At 41.9% G+C, this 15,984-nt stretch carries 13 protein-coding genes; 2 read left to right on the forward strand and 11 right to left on the reverse strand.

Translation table 11 applies throughout. From position 1 onward, the window contains the following. The first annotated feature begins 169 nt into the window (after window positions 1–169). Entirely contained in the window at window positions 170–1,234 is a 1,065-nt protein-coding gene (gene rho, locus MTBBW1_RS05600) for a transcription termination factor Rho (RefSeq protein ID WP_080800407.1), read from the forward strand. 259 nt (window positions 1,235–1,493) lie between these two features. On the opposite strand, the gene pbpC is transcribed toward rho, so the two are convergent. From pbpC to MTBBW1_RS05625, 5 genes are all read right to left on the reverse strand, one after another. After that, the gene (pbpC, locus tag MTBBW1_RS05605) at window positions 1,494–3,944 is read right to left on the reverse strand and encodes a penicillin-binding protein 1C (protein WP_080800410.1); all 2,451 of its coding nucleotides are present in this window, start codon (window positions 3,942–3,944) and stop codon (window positions 1,494–1,496) included. A gap of 117 nt (window positions 3,945–4,061) precedes the next feature. Further along, complete coding sequence (gene ybaK / locus MTBBW1_RS05610; RefSeq protein ID WP_080800412.1) at window positions 4,062–4,529, reverse strand: Cys-tRNA(Pro) deacylase; 468 nt, start codon at window positions 4,527–4,529, stop codon at window positions 4,062–4,064. Window positions 4,530–4,541: 12 nt separating this feature from the next. Further along, window positions 4,542–5,648 carry a uroporphyrinogen decarboxylase/cobalamine-independent methonine synthase family protein gene (locus MTBBW1_RS05615; protein ID WP_080800415.1) on the reverse strand — a complete coding sequence of 369 codons (1,107 nt, stop codon included), beginning with the start codon at window positions 5,646–5,648 and terminating at the stop codon, window positions 4,542–4,544. 133 nt (window positions 5,649–5,781) lie between these two features. Further along, a complete protein-coding gene (locus tag MTBBW1_RS05620) occupies window positions 5,782–6,285 on the reverse strand; it encodes a YehS family protein (RefSeq protein WP_080800417.1) in 504 nt (167 codons plus the stop codon). Window positions 6,286–6,461: 176 nt separating this feature from the next. Continuing rightward, window positions 6,462–6,770, reverse strand: a complete 309-nt coding sequence (locus tag MTBBW1_RS05625; protein WP_080800419.1) for a YciI family protein — start codon at window positions 6,768–6,770, stop codon at window positions 6,462–6,464. A gap of 441 nt (window positions 6,771–7,211) precedes the next feature. On the opposite strand from MTBBW1_RS05625, the gene MTBBW1_RS05630 reads away from it, so the two are divergent. Continuing rightward, complete coding sequence (locus MTBBW1_RS05630; RefSeq protein WP_080800421.1) at window positions 7,212–9,026, forward strand: acyl-CoA dehydrogenase; 1,815 nt, start codon at window positions 7,212–7,214, stop codon at window positions 9,024–9,026. Between the two features lie 410 nt (window positions 9,027–9,436). Here MTBBW1_RS05630 and MTBBW1_RS05635 read toward each other — a convergent pair whose 3' ends face one another. From MTBBW1_RS05635 to MTBBW1_RS05660, 6 genes are all read right to left on the reverse strand, one after another. Beyond that, window positions 9,437–9,667, reverse strand: coding sequence for an AbrB/MazE/SpoVT family DNA-binding domain-containing protein (locus tag MTBBW1_RS05635; protein ID WP_080800424.1), 231 nt, complete (start codon window positions 9,665–9,667; stop codon window positions 9,437–9,439). Between the two features lie 22 nt (window positions 9,668–9,689). Then, entirely contained in the window at window positions 9,690–10,856 is a 1,167-nt protein-coding gene (locus MTBBW1_RS05640) for an RNA-binding domain-containing protein (RefSeq protein WP_080801105.1), read from the reverse strand. A 234-nt stretch (window positions 10,857–11,090) separates the two neighbouring features. Next, window positions 11,091–11,936, reverse strand: a complete 846-nt coding sequence (locus MTBBW1_RS05645) for a cyanophycinase (protein WP_186441101.1) — start codon at window positions 11,934–11,936, stop codon at window positions 11,091–11,093. A 29-nt stretch (window positions 11,937–11,965) separates the two neighbouring features. Beyond that, window positions 11,966–14,578 (reverse strand): cyanophycin synthetase, encoded by a 2,613-nt coding sequence (cphA, locus tag MTBBW1_RS05650; RefSeq protein WP_087881718.1) that lies wholly within the window; start codon window positions 14,576–14,578, stop codon window positions 11,966–11,968. A 346-nt stretch (window positions 14,579–14,924) separates the two neighbouring features. Continuing rightward, window positions 14,925–15,278, reverse strand: a complete 354-nt coding sequence (locus MTBBW1_RS05655) for a thioesterase family protein (protein ID WP_080800430.1) — start codon at window positions 15,276–15,278, stop codon at window positions 14,925–14,927. Beyond that, complete coding sequence (locus MTBBW1_RS05660; RefSeq protein ID WP_080800433.1) at window positions 15,218–15,730, reverse strand: thioesterase family protein; 513 nt, start codon at window positions 15,728–15,730, stop codon at window positions 15,218–15,220. Before MTBBW1_RS05660 ends, MTBBW1_RS05655 begins: the two co-directional genes overlap by 61 nt. Window positions 15,731–15,984: the final 254 nt, after the last annotated feature.

The raw sequence follows: 15,984 nt of genomic DNA on the forward strand, positions 1-15,984 counted from the left end.
TTTTTCAACATAATGCAAAGCTGTTGTACAAAACAATAGATTGTACCCTTTTTGAACTATTCTCCCCCTCGAAAGTCTGTGAGAGAGGGCTGGGGGGTGAGATTTCATAGCTACAATTTACGCCGGATATTCTAAAAAGGGTTCACTCAAAACAATAAGGAATATATTTATGACACCTGTCCAGGGACATCTTGAAATAATGGACAAAGGCTATGGTTTTCTGAGGAATATTGATCAAAATTACACTCCTGACGCAACCGACACCTATGTTTCAAACCATCTGATAAAAAAATACCGTCTTAGAGAAGGAAGCTTTATTGCAGGGTCAGGAGCAAAAAAAAATCCAAACAACAAAAATTTTGCACTTACTGCAATTGAAACAATTAACTCCCTTTCTTTTGATGAGTTCAGCAAAACAACAATATTGCAGGATCAGATCAGTATAAACCCGTTTGAAAGATTTCAACTGACTCAGGATTCCACTGACACCATGGGCAAAGCTCTTGATATGATTATACCCATTGGAATGGGACAGCGTGGATTGATTATTTCTCCACCTAAATCAGGGAAAACCACCATACTTAGACATATGGCCAACTCCGTTCTTACAAATCATTCTGATACAGATGTCTTTGTTCTGCTTGTTGATGAGCGTCCTGAAGAGGTTACTGACTTCCAGAGAGGACTTAAAGGTGCACAGGTGCTATTTTCGTCATCTGACCAGCAGATCGCCCAACATATGAGAATGACAAGGCTTGCAATGCACAGCGCCATATGCTGTGCTGAGGCTGGTCGCAACGCTGTGATTTTCATTGATTCCCTCACAAGAATGACCCGTGCCTTTAACTCGGAAACCCAAAGCCACGGCCGCACCATGACAGGAGGACTTGGTATTAATGCAATGGAAATTCCGCGAAAAATTTTCGGTGCTGCCCGAAAAGTTGAAAATGGTGGTTCTCTTACCATAATTGCAACGATTCTTATTGACACGGGAAGCAGGATGGATGACATTATCTACCAGGAGTTCAAGGGCACAGGCAACATGGATCTGGTGCTCAGTCGGGAGTGTGCTGAACATAGGGTATGGCCTGCCATCAATATCCATCAGTCAGGTACCAGAAAAGAAGCGCTTCTCATGGATCAGGATGAGTATGACAAGATTATATCCATAAGAAGGGAAGTTGCAGAGCTTGATGAAGTGTCGGCAATGTCAAGATTGATTGAACTGATATAACGTACATGGCGGATTACCGCCACAATCGAAGGGATGAAAGTCATTTTCAAAACAGGCTGTTACCAAGACTTTCATATAACGTACATGGCGGATGTCCGCCACAATCGAAGAAATGAAAGTCGTTTTAAAAACAGCTATTTATTGAGACTTTCATATAAAACGTACATGGCGGATACCTGCCACAATCTAAGGAGTGAAAGTCGTTTTTAAAACAGGCTGTTACAGAGACTTTCATATAAAACATTCATGGCTGATAAATTTACCTTCCTGAAATGACAGAAAACATCACCATATCACTCTCTCCTGAATCATCTGCTGCCACAAGCTGATAGCGACCGGGCTTTGGCATTGGCAATATGACTGTTCCATTTTTATGGGAAGTTGCCACACTCTCCCTGTTGAGAAACCAGTGTATCTTTCCCCATCCCCCAATAGTTGTAAGGGGAATGGATGATGACTCAGCATCCTCTCCAGGTGGGCATAAAATCACACTCTCATCACCCACAGATGCTATCTGAAGAGCACCTGAAGAAAATGAAGCAAGATCAGGACAATCCGGTGAAGGAGGCGGAATTCTGTTTCTGTTTTTCCACTCTGACGGCAGCCATGCATCCACGCTCTCGGGCCATAAAGCTACAGAAATCATTTTGACACCGTTGCATGACGGCTGCGCCCTTTCACCACGGCTGTTGACCCACATTGTTTTCAACAGAGAGCCTTTTCCGGAAGTTTTGTCTATCAAGGTAACAGGAACCTTTCCCTCCACTATCCAGGCTTCATATTTTTTAAGACAGTTTACCCCACAGTGCGACATATGAGGCTTAAATGAATGGGATGACGTAGGAATTGACCTTGTAGAGCCACAGTGCGACATATGAGGCTTAAATGCATTGCCAAGGGGCCAGCAAATGGTCTCTTTTTTTACGCTGTCAGGCATTTTTTTACAAAAATCCGACTGGGGCAGAGAGTCAACAATCCTCTTCAGAAGAGGCAGTGCAGTAACTGCACCATATTGCCCGGGCACAGGTGTTCCATCCGGCCTGCCGACCCATACCCCTGCAATATATTCCCCCATGATTCCCACAGCCCAGGCATCCCTGAAACCATAGCTTGTACCGGTTTTCCATGCCACAGGTACATGCCCTGCAAGTTGGTCTATCCCTTCATATCCAGGGAAAGGCTGGGTCAAAATATCTTTTATAACCCATGCAGCCCCGGGGGAGAGAAGATAGCGACTGTTTTCTGATTTTTCATCTCTTCCTGATGTAGAATCAATTTTCATTACAGCTTTTGATGCAACTCCATCCCTTACAAAAGCTGTGTAAAGAGTGACAAGGGACTCAAGATTTGTACCTGCCCCCCCCAATATAATACTAAGATTTGGCCTACCCTGAAACTCAAGGGTTGCACCTCCATTTTTAAGTCTATCGTGGAAATGATGGGGACCATAGGCTTCAAGCACCTGGACAGCAGGTACATTCAAAGAGTGCCTCAAAGCCTCAGTAACAGTTACAGGTCCCATAAACTCTCCTGTGAAATTTTCCGGTTCATAGGCAGCATTAAAACGTGGTGTATCCAGAAGAAGTGAATGAGAATGTATCAATCCATCATCAATGGCTGCGCCATAGAGAAATGGTTTAAGGGTAGAACCTGGGGAGCGAATGGCCTGGATCATATCAACATGCCCTTTTCTCTCAATGCTTGTAAAATCCGCAGAACCCACATATACCATGACCTCCATGCTTTTGCAGTCAACCACAAGGGCTGCACCGGACTGAGCAGGCATTGAAGAGACGTAATTTTTTACAATTTCTTCAATATGCACCTGAAGATCAAAATCAAGGGTAGTACGAATCAAAGACTCACCAGCATCCTGAAAATGGAGCCTGCGGGCGGCAAGGGGAGCAATTACTGGAGGAGTGAATCTTAAGGCAACCACAGGTTCTCTTTTTGCGTCAGCAACTGTTGCGGCTGACCAGACTTTGATCTTTTCAAGCCTGTCAAGAACCTTATCACGGGCATTTTTTGCCCGTTCCGGATGGCGATCAGGCCTGTAATAACTTGGGGCCTGGGGCAGAACTGCAAGAAGAGCAGCCTCTGCATGGGAAAGCTCTAAGGCATCTTTTCCAAGCCATGTATATGCTGCTGTTTTAATCCCTTCAATATTGGAACCAAAGGGTGCATGGGTAAGGTAGAGATTTAAAATCTCTTTTTTTGTAAAATGCAATTCAAGCTGCAGTGCCCTGAAAAGCTGCAACAGTTTGACTCTTAAACCTTTTCCATTTTCTTGTATGTTAAAATCATTGATGAAAAAAATCCGTGCAACCTGCATTGTAAGTGTTGAGCCCCCGGAGACAACTCTTCCTGCTCTACTATTCTGGATTGCAGCTCTTATGACTGATAATGGATTAAACCCGGGATGATAGTAAAACCAGCGATCCTCATAATTAAGAAGGGCCTGGATATATAAAGGAGAGACCTGATCAATTGATGCAGGATAACGCCAGATTCCTCTTTCATCGGCAAAAGCCCGCAAAGGTGTTCCATCTGATGCGGTCACAACTGTTGAAATAGGTCTGTTTTCAAGAAAAAGAGGAAACAAGCGGTCAAGAACAAGAAAAAAGAAAAGAGAATATACAACTGAAACCATAATAAAACTAAAAAAAAAGGGTGCTATAAAACTCAAAACAACAGATCTAATATAACTCATTTATATGAAAGTCCCCGCAAATGGCTGTTTTTATAAAGACTTTCAACACTTCGATTGTGACGGTGAACCGCCATGTTGGTTATAAAAACAACATGATAGTTGAAACCTGAAGAGGCATTATTGGCATATTGCTGCATATTCTCCATTGACAAGCCTTATTAAATCTTCCGGATCAAGCTCAATCTCAAGCCCTCTTCGGCCGGCACTTACATATATTGTCGGAAATTCCTTTGCGGAAATATCAAGTATGGTTAAAAGCCTTCTCTTCTGGCCAAGGGGACTGACTCCGCCCAATACATAACCTGTTGAACGTTCCACGTCTGCCCCGTCTGCCATCACAGCCTTTTTAGCCCCTGCTGCTTTTGCCATGAGTTTCATGTCAAGCTTTAACGACACAGGTACAATACCCACAGCAAGGCGTTGGCCATCAAAGTTAACCACAAGGGTTTTAAATACCCTTGATTGATCCACTCCCATTTTTTGAGCTGCTTCCAGGCCATAGGCTCCGGATGAAGGGTCATGGCTGTACTTGTGAATTTCAAACGGAATTTTTGCTTTTTTTGCAAACTTAACTGCTGGTGTCATAACAACTTTTCATTATAGGCAATAGTGTTTTCGTATGGCACAGGAGAGATCCCTGACAAGCTCCAGAACCTTTAAGGCATGTGCAGGGTCAAGGGAGCCGGTACCACAGCTTGGTGTAATAAGTGTTTGTGACAATATTTTTCTTTCATCTATTCCCAGTGCTTTTATCTGTTCAAGCTCTCCTTGCCACATTTCAAATAGCTTTTCAGAAGAGGCAGCCTCAATGTGCTCAGGGCTTGATGTGGGCACAATACCCCATGCCAGAATCCCTCCACGAAGAATAAAATCCTTTAAATGGTCCCTGTATAGAATAACCCTGTCAAAAAATGACCAGGCATCAAAATTTATGATATCAGTTCCGGATTCAAAGGCAAGTGACCAGTCTCCGTTTGCACATATGTGAATGCCGGCAATGCCGCCTGCTGCATGTACTGCATCAATGCATTCACCCAGAGATTCTACAATCTGCTCACGGCTGATACTGATATAGGTTGAGGAGCCAAAGCCCACCACCCCTGGCTCATCAAAAAATATTATTGGCTTTTGCCGGCTCTTCAATGCCAAAAGAGTTCGTACCTGCCATGCCGCATTCATGGCAACCTGTTTTATCACCACATCCCGAAGGCGCTCATCATAAAAAAGAAGTTTTCCTGCTTCATCCTTTACCCCAATACCCATTGTAATCGGGCCTGTAACCTGCCCTTTAAGTGAAACAGGAACATTGGGCAGTTTACTGATTATCTTCATAAATGATGAAAAACCCCGAGCAGTTGTGTCAGTGAGGGCAAATCGGCATTCACTGTCCAAATTATAATCTTGAAGTGCATCATAAAAGGCCATATAATCTTCATAAAAAGCAAGAAGTTCATCCTCAAAACTGCTGGATTGTGTATCAATAAAAAAATCGTCTCCCCTGCGTTTCAACCCGGGCATCCCGGGCAGAAACTGGTATAACATCCCCTCTTCCCTGTATATCGGCAACTGAATCCACAACGGGATTTCCGGCGTATATTCAAGCATTAGACGTGTGGCTTCATCATGGTCTTCAATTGGAAGACTTCCCACAAGAAGTGGAAGGCAATCCGGAGAAAAGGAAAGTGATCCTGATATATTTGTCATTTTATATTCCATAGTGCTTCTTCAAGTTTAAATTGTCGGGTGACTTTTAAGGCTTTTCAAAGATTCAAGGCATTTTCTACCCGACAATCAAACCTTGAAAGAACACAGATAATTTGTCTTTCGGGCAAACTGATTACATCCTATGCCTTACCCCAAGCCCGTTCAAAAATTTTTTAAGATACTGGTCACCGCATACCTTATAGTTTTTATGCCCATCTTTTCTGAAAATAGCTGTCAATTCACCTTTTGACATGTTAACTCCGCCAAGTCTGAAAATATCAAGCATACTATCCTGTTGCAGTTCCAGCGCAATCCTTAGTTTTTTCAAAATCATATTATTGGTAAGTTGAAAGGTTTTTCCACCACCTGAATTATGACCTGATTTACTGCTCTGAAAAGATGAACCGGCAGACTCTTCAGCTTTCTGACCTCTGTTATAGACAATCAGCGCATCAAGAAACAGCTCCAGAAGATCATCTCCACACTGCACATATCCATCATCACCCTCTTTTTTCAAAAGATGACGCAACTGCTCTTCAGCCATATTGCAACCGGCCATACTGAAAATTTTTACCATGGTGGTGTCAGGTATATCCAGTGCGTAACGGAAACGGCGCAATATATCATTGTTTTCCATAAAAACTCCCTGTTTAAAAAGATCTCAAGAGTCCTAACTTCTCAAATCAACCACCACATATTGTTCTTTCAATTCTCTGAAAAATACTATCTGTGGTCTCCATTAAGAGAACTTATGACTTACGAGAAAAAGATCAGGTGATGAGAAATTTTCTTCTCTCAAATCTTCTTTTTTTCCTATTTACTGCCTGGTGCACAAAATGGAGCCACCATTGCCTGTCTGATCTCAATTGTTTTCCACACATCCCCTGTAACATAAGGTTCTCTGTTGAGCCATTCACTTTCAAGGGCTTCACGGGAATCAAAATCGCAAACAATCATTGAGCCGCACATTTTACCCTCGTCATTGAGGATTGCAGCAGCATAAAGCCACTTTCCACTCTCATGCATTTCTGAAGCCATATTCAGATGAGCTTCCCTGACATTCATTCTTCGTTCCAGCGCTCCATCATCGGTTCCGTCATATCCTGTTACAATGAACTGCATAACACCCTCCTTAGGATAAAAAATTGTTTAGATTCAAGTATGGCTGATAAATGTGACAAGATATCAAAAAAAAAGAATATCCGCAAAAAAATTCATTAAAAATTAAAATTATTATTGACTATCCTGTGTGATAGTGTAATGAATATATATTCATTTTTGATTTCAACTGATCACAGCAGTTATATAGCAGTTATTCTGATTTAAAGGCTGTCATAAAAAAACAGGTCAGAAAACTTAAATTTTATATATAACATAGATATATCAGTTATTTATTTTAATTAATGACAAAATACTGATAAAAAATTAAAGTATGATTTCACCTTTAAATGTCATTAAGCACCTCATTGAAGCGCCTAAAAAATTCATGAGGAAACATTCAATCATCTTTCCGATGGCATAAAGGGTTAAAACTCTAATTCATTTAAAAAAGGGGTTAAAAAAATGGCACAGTTTATTTCCGACAGAAGAGACATTGATTTTTTGCTGCACGAGATGCTTGACGCAGAGTCACTTTCAAAAAAACACGATGATTTTGCTGAATTCAACAAAAAGACCATTGACCTTATTGTATCTGAGGCAAGAAACCTTGCTGTAAAAGAGATCCTGCCCACCCAGAAAGAAGGTGATGAACAGGGCTGCAAACTTGAAAATGGCAAAGTTACAACTCCTGAATCATTCAAAAGACTTTATGAAATATTCAATGAAGGTGAGTGGCTTGCCATGACTGAAAATCCCGAATGGGGTGGACAGGGTATGCCAAGAACCGTAGCATCTGCTGCAATGGAGTATTTTAATGGTGCAAACTACCCCTTTATGATGTATCCCGGGCTTACCCACGGTGCTGGAAAGCTTGTTGACGAGTTTGGAACAGACGAGCAGAAAAGAATTTTCCTCAAAAACATGTATTCAGGAAAATGGGCAGGCACAATGCTTTTAACCGAGCCAGGAGCTGGTTCAGATGTCGGTGCCCTTACAACAACAGCAAAGAAAAATGATGACGGAACATACTCAATTACAGGTGAGAAGATATTCATTTCCGGTGGAGAACATGATCTTACAGAAAATATCATCCATCCGGTTCTGGCACGTATTGAAGGCGCCCCTGAAGGCACAAAGGGAATTTCTCTGTTTCTGGTTCCCAAATTCAGAGTAAATGAGGACGGAAGCCTGGGAGAGTTCAATGATGTCATCTGCACCGGTATAGAGCACAAAATGGGAATTCATGCTAACAGCACATGCTCCCTTGCCCTTGGCAGCAACGGCAACTGCATCGGCACACTTCTTGGCGAAGAGAACAAGGGCATGAAAGCAATGTTCGTCATGATGAATGAAGCCCGCCTTCTGGTTGGATACCAGGGCTTTGCATGTGCCACAGCATCATATCAGTATGCTGTCAACTATGCAAAACAGAGGGTTCAGGGTAAGAACCTTATGGATATGATGAACCCTGATGCCAAGGCTGTCACCATCATAAATCACCCGGATGTGAGACGCCAATTGCTTAAAATGAAGGTATTTGTGGAAGGCATGAGAAGTATTCTCTACTATGTCAACTACTGTGCTGACATGGCAGTTATCGGAGAGACAGAAGAGGAGCGTGCAAAATACCAGGGTCTTGTTGAGGTTCTGACCCCAATTGCCAAGGGATATGTAACAGACAGAGCATTTGAGGTGTGCAGCCAGGGTATGCAGGTATATGGCGGATATGGATTCATTGAAGAGTACCCAATGGCACAGCTTTTAAGGGATTGCCGTATCACATTGATCTATGAAGGTACAAACGGCATTCAGGCCATGGATCTTTTGGGTAGAAAACTTGGCATGAACAAGGGTAAACCTGTCATGGATCTCTTTGGTGAAATGCAGAAGACCCTTGCCGCAGCAAAAGAGATTGAAGAACTTTCTGCATATACAGAAAAAATTGAAAAGGCAATCAACAAACTTGGTGAAGTTGCCCTGCACATGGGACAGACCGCAATGTCTGCCAAGGTACTAAGTGCATTTGCCAATGCCCATCCATTCCAGGATGCAACAGGTGATGTGGTTCTTGCATGGATGCTTCTTTGGAGAGCTACCATTGCTGCCCAGAAACTTGCAAAAGCCAAAAAGAAAGATCAGCCTTTCTATGATGGCCTGCTCAAATCTCTCCAGTTTTTTGTGGAGTGCCAGCTTCCCATCACAATGGGCAACCTGATTGCAATTAAAAACACAAGCTCTGCTGCTATTGAAATTGATGAAGCATCATTTGCAGGATAATCAGACTCCAATATCCTGACAAAAAAATATAATATTAAATGCAGGGGACGCATACATGACGTATGTCGCCCCCTGCATTATTAAGTCACACCTCTCACCCCAAAATGCTACATTGCGTAACTCCAATAGCTCTTTTTTTATTAATGTCCGACCAACCTTTACCATGTATTTTACGGATAAATCTATAAGTATTGACCTGATTTAACACATTGAAATAATATGCTATTTTTTATGACAACAAGCGGTTTTTACCACAAAAAATTAGCATTGTTCACGAAGGTCAATCCCCATTTTTCAAGGGTTCCCGCCGTTAAAGGTGGTGTAAATACGAACCGTTTTTTTGACAAATACTGGTCATAACATACTGATTTTAAAGTCGATTTTTTAGATCAACGTAGGCTTATCCGGGTTCATAAATCATTGTACGCCTCTTCATCATTTTGTGATTCCCATTCGCTCAAAGTAGGAATCAATGCAGATGTGTATTCAAGATCAAGAGGTGTGGCTTTTCTTAACCTGATTGAATTATCGTCAATTTCAAATGTTATTGAGTCCCCTGCATTAAGCTTTAGTTTTGTGCGCACAGGTTCGGGTACTGTAGCTTGATATTTCTTTGTAAGTTTACTTATTGCTGTTTGCATGGTGTCCTCCTTTATCAGTATGTTAGCAATACGGCAACTTGTGACATCTTTTTATAATGCATTTAAACAGATTACCGTCTCTGTCATCAACAAACTCAATATCCGGAAATGCCTTAACAGCCCTTATGATCCCATTTCCCAATCCTCTGTATGGAAGAAGCTTTGTGGCAAATGAGGCAAGAATTGGATTCCTTATGTTTGAGTTTCCACGCTTGATATTTTCAATCGTCAAATTATTGGGAAGATGCCCGGGACTTACGATCTCTATCCTGTCTGAAAATACAAAAATCCTGACAGAAGCAGAAATAAAATAGTCCCTGTGTATCAGGGCATTTGCCACAAGCTCTTCAATTACAATTTTGGGGATTTCCAGCTTGCCAAGGGAGTTGACATTCTGATTTTGCTGCACTCTCCTTAGATGCCTTAATATAAAAGCAACCGTATCATCGAAAACAGTTCTGATAACTCCTGATATATCCTGACTGTCATAATAATCATCAAGGTGAATATCATTACCCGGATATGCCACACATTTCACAATAAAGGCAGGAAGACGGAATGCCGTATATTTTCCAAATAAAAGAGCACCGGCAACATTTAAAAAACCATCCCTGCTCAGGTTAAGGTTTTCCATCAACTGTTCCAGAGGAAGTTCCTGCAAATTTAGAGTTTCTTCATATTGTTTTTCATAAAACCGCTCAAACTCTCTTATATCCAAATCCTTTATTGTCATGCCTCCGGCCAGAACGGCATCACCATGAATTAGTCCAGAACTCTGGTACATCCTCTGAATCTCTTCCCTTGAGGTTGCCTTGCGCTTATCAGGCCCGCTTTTTATCCAGACGACTCCGTCTTTGTCCATGTATGGTTTTGATATTCCAGGAGAAACATGCACAACCATTACAAGTCCATCAGCATGGGAGATATTTTCCGTAAGAGGATTAATGGCAGGTCTCACATGCTGGGATGCTGCATTAGAAACAAGATTGCTCAATCTGCCAATATCACTCCTTGCAAGCCCTGAAACCGAACCATTATCAGAAACACCAATTATAATTTTTCCACCAAGAGCATTGCTGAATGCAATCATCTCTCTCGCAATGGAAATTTCGCTGGTTACATCAGATTTGAACTGATGCAGGCTGTCTTCACCTCTTTTGATAATTTCTTCAAGTTCTACCCTATCCATATTATTCACCAAAAATTTCAAACAGCTTCCTTTTCCTGAAAACCAAGCTATAGACTTACAGAAAAATATTTTAGCATTTTAATTTTGGAGAGGGCAGCAACTCAGGGCTAACTTAAAAAGCTGCACTTCCTCCATTATATTCTCCTTATCTTTGAAGGCTACCAATGGAAACTACCAACACCCATCAGGCCAAAGCCTCAAAAAGTATAGGACTCTCTTCCAAATTACCGTACATCATGCCAAAACAGCCTCCAGCTCAGGCATTTCAAAATAGTTGCTGTTTCTCTTTGAACGATTAAGAACAGACCATTTTTTAATACTGAAAAGGGTGCCGGCAGGCAGGCATCCAATCCTCATGTTATTGAACCTTATTGCATCCCCGTTGGATATGTTCTTATAATTTGAGCCGGTCACATTGCTACTGTTCACCACAGTAACCATACCGGAGCCAATTACCCTGAAATGCATATTGGGGTAAACAACAATTCCGGTATCCTCATCAAGGCCGATACCCTTGGTATATCTGTCACTCACCAAAAACTGTGACAGCCTTGCCAATCTTTTTCGTGCTGAAAAATGGGTGTCTATCACAAGATCATCTATAAAAGCAAAGCCTTCTGAACACTTTACAGAGCCTTTTTGAAAGCCATTCCTGTTTCCATTATAGATCATCGGATTCCCCGCTGCTGTGGCTCCTGCACTTGTACCGCCAATGTGCAGAGATCCTTCTTCAAATCTTTGGGAAATGCGATCCATGAGACGGGTATGATTAAGTGTCCTGACAAGTTTCACCTGATCTCCGCCACTGAAATAGACCAGATCTGCATCATCAACAGCTCCAATATACTCTTCGCTGTCTGCCTCTTCTCTGTAGCGAATATCAAGACAGCGAAGATCGCGTACTCCAAAATCCCTGAAAACATCAATATAACTGCTGTAAATATCCTGTGGATATGCAGAAGCTGTGGGAATAATGACTACATTTTCAGCTTGTGTAAGCTTTACAAGGTGCCTCAGAACAACTCTGTCGTCTTTTCGATCTTCGGCTCCACCAATTAATATAAGAAGACTTTTCCGCATGTAAAACAACTCCATAATGAAAAACTGAATTAAACAGCTTCCTTTTCCTGAAAACCGTAAATCTGCTGGATAACCTGGTCAACCCTTCCGGACATGATGCACACAAGATCATTGGTGTCTGCAATGGAAAGAGCATATTCGATGGCTTCTGTTTCATCTGCAATCTTTTTCACGGCATCTGAAGCAAAACCTGATGATATCAGGCCATTTTCCACAAAATCCATAAGCTCCCCTGGTGCTCTACCACGCAGATCTTTATCCTCATAGACCACTGCATAATGGCATTTTGAGGCGATCATCTGACATATCTCCATCAAATCCTCATCACGACGATCCCCAACCACGTCAAACACAAAAATATAGCGTTTATGACCTAAACGGGAAACCAGGTCAATTATATTTTTATAGGCCGGCGGGTTATGGGCATAGTCAAGCATGACTTCAAAATCATTGACCGAGAAGAAATTCATGCGGCCCGGGGTCTGGGATGGAGACGGGAAAAATGAGACAAGTCCCTGGCGTATCTTTTCGATATCTAGCCCCATTCCATAACCCACAGCCGCTGTTGCAAGGGCATTCTGGATATTAAACATAGCCTTGCCATCAAGGGTTATGGGCATGTCAACAGCCCTTGCCACAGGTGTTGCGCTCTCGCCTGTAATTATTGTAATATATCCGCGATCATACACAACAGCGGTATGTTCATTATCAATATGGCGCTGGATAACAGGATTTGAAGGACGAAGGGAAAAATAGATCAATGTTTCGCGGCAGAATTCCGCCATTCTGACACAATGTTCATCATCTGCATTCAGAACAGTGACACCGCCTCTTCTGACTGTCTCGGCAACAACGGATTTTACCCTTGCAAGATCTTCAACCGTATTAATTCCCTTAAGGCCAAGATGATCAGGCTGGACATTGAGGACAACCCCCACATCAGCCATCTTGTATCCAAGGCCCTCCCGCAAAATGCCACCTCTTGCAGTTTCAAGCACGGCGCAGTCAACCATGGGATCCCTCAGCACCACCTTTGCAGAATATGGCCCGCTCATGTCCCCCACTGCAATAAGGCGATCCTTTAGATATATGCCATCTGTTGTGGTCATACCCACCTGATAGCCAACTCCCTTGAGCATGTTTGCAACCATCCTGACTGTGGTTGTCTTGCCGTTTGTTCCTGTAACAGCAACAATTGGTATGTCATGCTGTGCCCCTTCCGGAAACATCATCTCTACTATGTCGGCTGCAACATTTCTTGGTGTTCCCTTTGCAGGAGCAAGATGCATCCTCAGACCCGGTGCTGCATTAACCTCAATAACAGCACCGCCAACCTTGTCAATGGGCTTTTCTATGGTGGGGCTCATCATATCAATGCCGGCAATATCAAGGCCGATTATCCTGGCAATCCTCTCTGCCATGAAACGGTTTGCCTTATGAACATGATCTGTAACATCTTCAGCAGAGCCACCTGTGGAGAGATTGGCTGTAAGTTCAAGATAAAAAATTTCATCTTCTTTAAGCACAGTATCCATTGTGTAACCGGATTTTTCCAGCAGATGCTCAGTAACAGAAGAGACTTTCAGGCGGGTCATAACATTTTCATGACCAAAACCACGATCAGGATTCTGGTTTTCAATGTCAATTAATTCTGCAATGTTATGTTCACCATCACCTACAACCTTAGCAGGTGCGCGTTTTGCAGCAGCAACAAATTTGCCCCCAACAACCAGAAGGCGATAATCGTTTCCGGTTAGATATTTTTCAACAATGACCTTGTCGCTTATCTCCACTGCACGCTCAAAGGCTTCTGTAAGTTCTGTATCATTCTGGATATCGGTTGTAACACCTTTGCCATGATGACCATCATGGGGTTTAATGACAACCGGATAGCCAAGCCAATTTGCATCTTCAATGGCGCTTGAGAGCTTCCTTACCACAGTTCCCTTGGGTATTGGGATACCGGCATCTTCAAGCATTATTTTGGTCAGACGCTTGTTTCCTGCTGTCTCAACTCCGATAAGGCTTGTATTGGATGTCATTGCTGCCTGGATGCGTTTCTGATATTTTCCCTCTCCAAGCTGCACAAGATTGTAATCATCAAGGCGCAGAACAGATATCCCCCGTGCTTCAGCCTCCTGCACAATTGATGCGGTGGATGGTCCAAGATAGTGATCATCCCTTATATCTTTTAAATCATAAATGGTACTTTCAAGGTCATAATTTTCGCCAGCCAAAATAGAGTTAACGATCTCAACAGCCTCTATACCGGCAAAAATCCCTGCATCCTCCACCCAGTAACTGAAAATAACATTGTATTTTCCAGCAGTGTCAGTTTCAATTGTCTTGCCAAAACCCACATCCATGTATGCAATATATTGAAGTTCCAGGGCAATATGCTCAATGACATGCCCAAGAAGAGTACCTTCTCTCATACGCATGATAAAGCCACCCTCAACACCCTTGGAACAGCGATGGTCATTGAGGCTTGGTATCATCTCAACAAGCTTATCCACAAAATCACCAAGTTCAGTTGTCAAGACCTCATTATACTTGCCAAGGTCAATGGTCATAACAACAACCGGCCGGTAGCTGTAAATATTTGCTCCTCTTAATGCTTTTTTTTCCAGAATTTTAATCATCAGATTCTCCTTTTTTTTTATCTCAGCACCTGAAGCAATAGCGCGTTTCTTTATTTTTGATATATCGTGAAATTATAACAAATTCAAAATCGACACCTATGATCTTGTAAGCCTTGTTAACACTGTCTGAATCAGGATTCCCAAGATTAACAAGATAAGGCAAGATTATCTATCCTGAGCATCCTATCCATCCTGGTTATCCTGGTTCAGACAACTGCAATAACTTCGGAAAAAGCAATAAGATGTCTATTTTGAGTAACAAAATCAAGACATCCTTCATATCAACTCAAAAGATGCTAAAATCGATATCTTTAATTTGCAGATTTACACTTTCCGGAAAAGGCTACTATGCAAAAACAGCTGTGGTCTGCTGGCTGAAAATTACAGATTGACCTTCAGGATCCCAAACAGTGCTACGTTCGTGAGTGTATCCTCTTTCTGCACTATCAACTATGCAGTGGAAACCCCACCATTTCTTATCAAAACAAGTCATACGATCTAAATGAACAAACTCTAATGCCCATGTCAATGTACTTGCCATGGCCGGCTCTTTTAGTTTTGAAAGCACAGGGGTGGGCCAAGCATCGGCCAAAGCAATGAGCCATTCTTCAGTAAGGCAGTCTATCTTTTCTCGAAAGCTTATCCAGCCTCCAATTTCATCACCGCCTTTTCCAGAAAAAGGTAATCTCCAATTGCCCATCGATAATCAAAATGGCGTGTAAAGGCAGGTGTTAAGCCTTCAATATATGGTAATTTTATTGCCTTTGAGGTGTCTTTAATTTCTAATTTTTTCATTGGTGTTATAAGAATTTTTGAATCACGGTCAGCACCAAAACTTCCCAATGCGTTAGAACAAATTACATCATTCTGGATAACCTTGGCTTCAATTGTCGTAACAGATTTACCTGAACGTAAAATCTGGGTTTTGATAAAAAAGGGTTCAGCCTTCAACGGCCCGATAAAAGAGAATAACAAACTACGCACCTTTCTTTCCTGTGGCACATGTCTATTCATAGACCTAAGTACCATTGCAACAAGTAAGCCTCCATAAACAGTTCGACCCTGCATCCAGTCGTCAGGTACTAAATGGCACTCTTCCTCCGTTATTGTTGTCACCTTATCTATCAATGTAGCAAACGAAGTGTCAGTCATAGCTTAATTCCTTTACCGTGAAAATGACTATCATTTTTATAGTAGGGGGTGATTGATACACAATCATGCCGTTTAAATTATTAATAACCAAAACAGGTATCATCACAGTTAAAAATCAAATTCAAGTTAATTTTGTCTAAATGCCAATGATTTAACAAATACTGTTTATTTGTAATTGCTCTATTATCACCACATTTATAACTTCTATTGTCAATTAAAAATTACAATATGGCGAGTGTGAATTGAGATAGATT

This window comes from Desulfamplus magnetovallimortis, from assembly GCF_900170035.1.
GTDB classification, from domain to species: Bacteria; Desulfobacterota; Desulfobacteria; order Desulfobacterales; family Desulfobacteraceae; genus Desulfamplus; species Desulfamplus magnetovallimortis.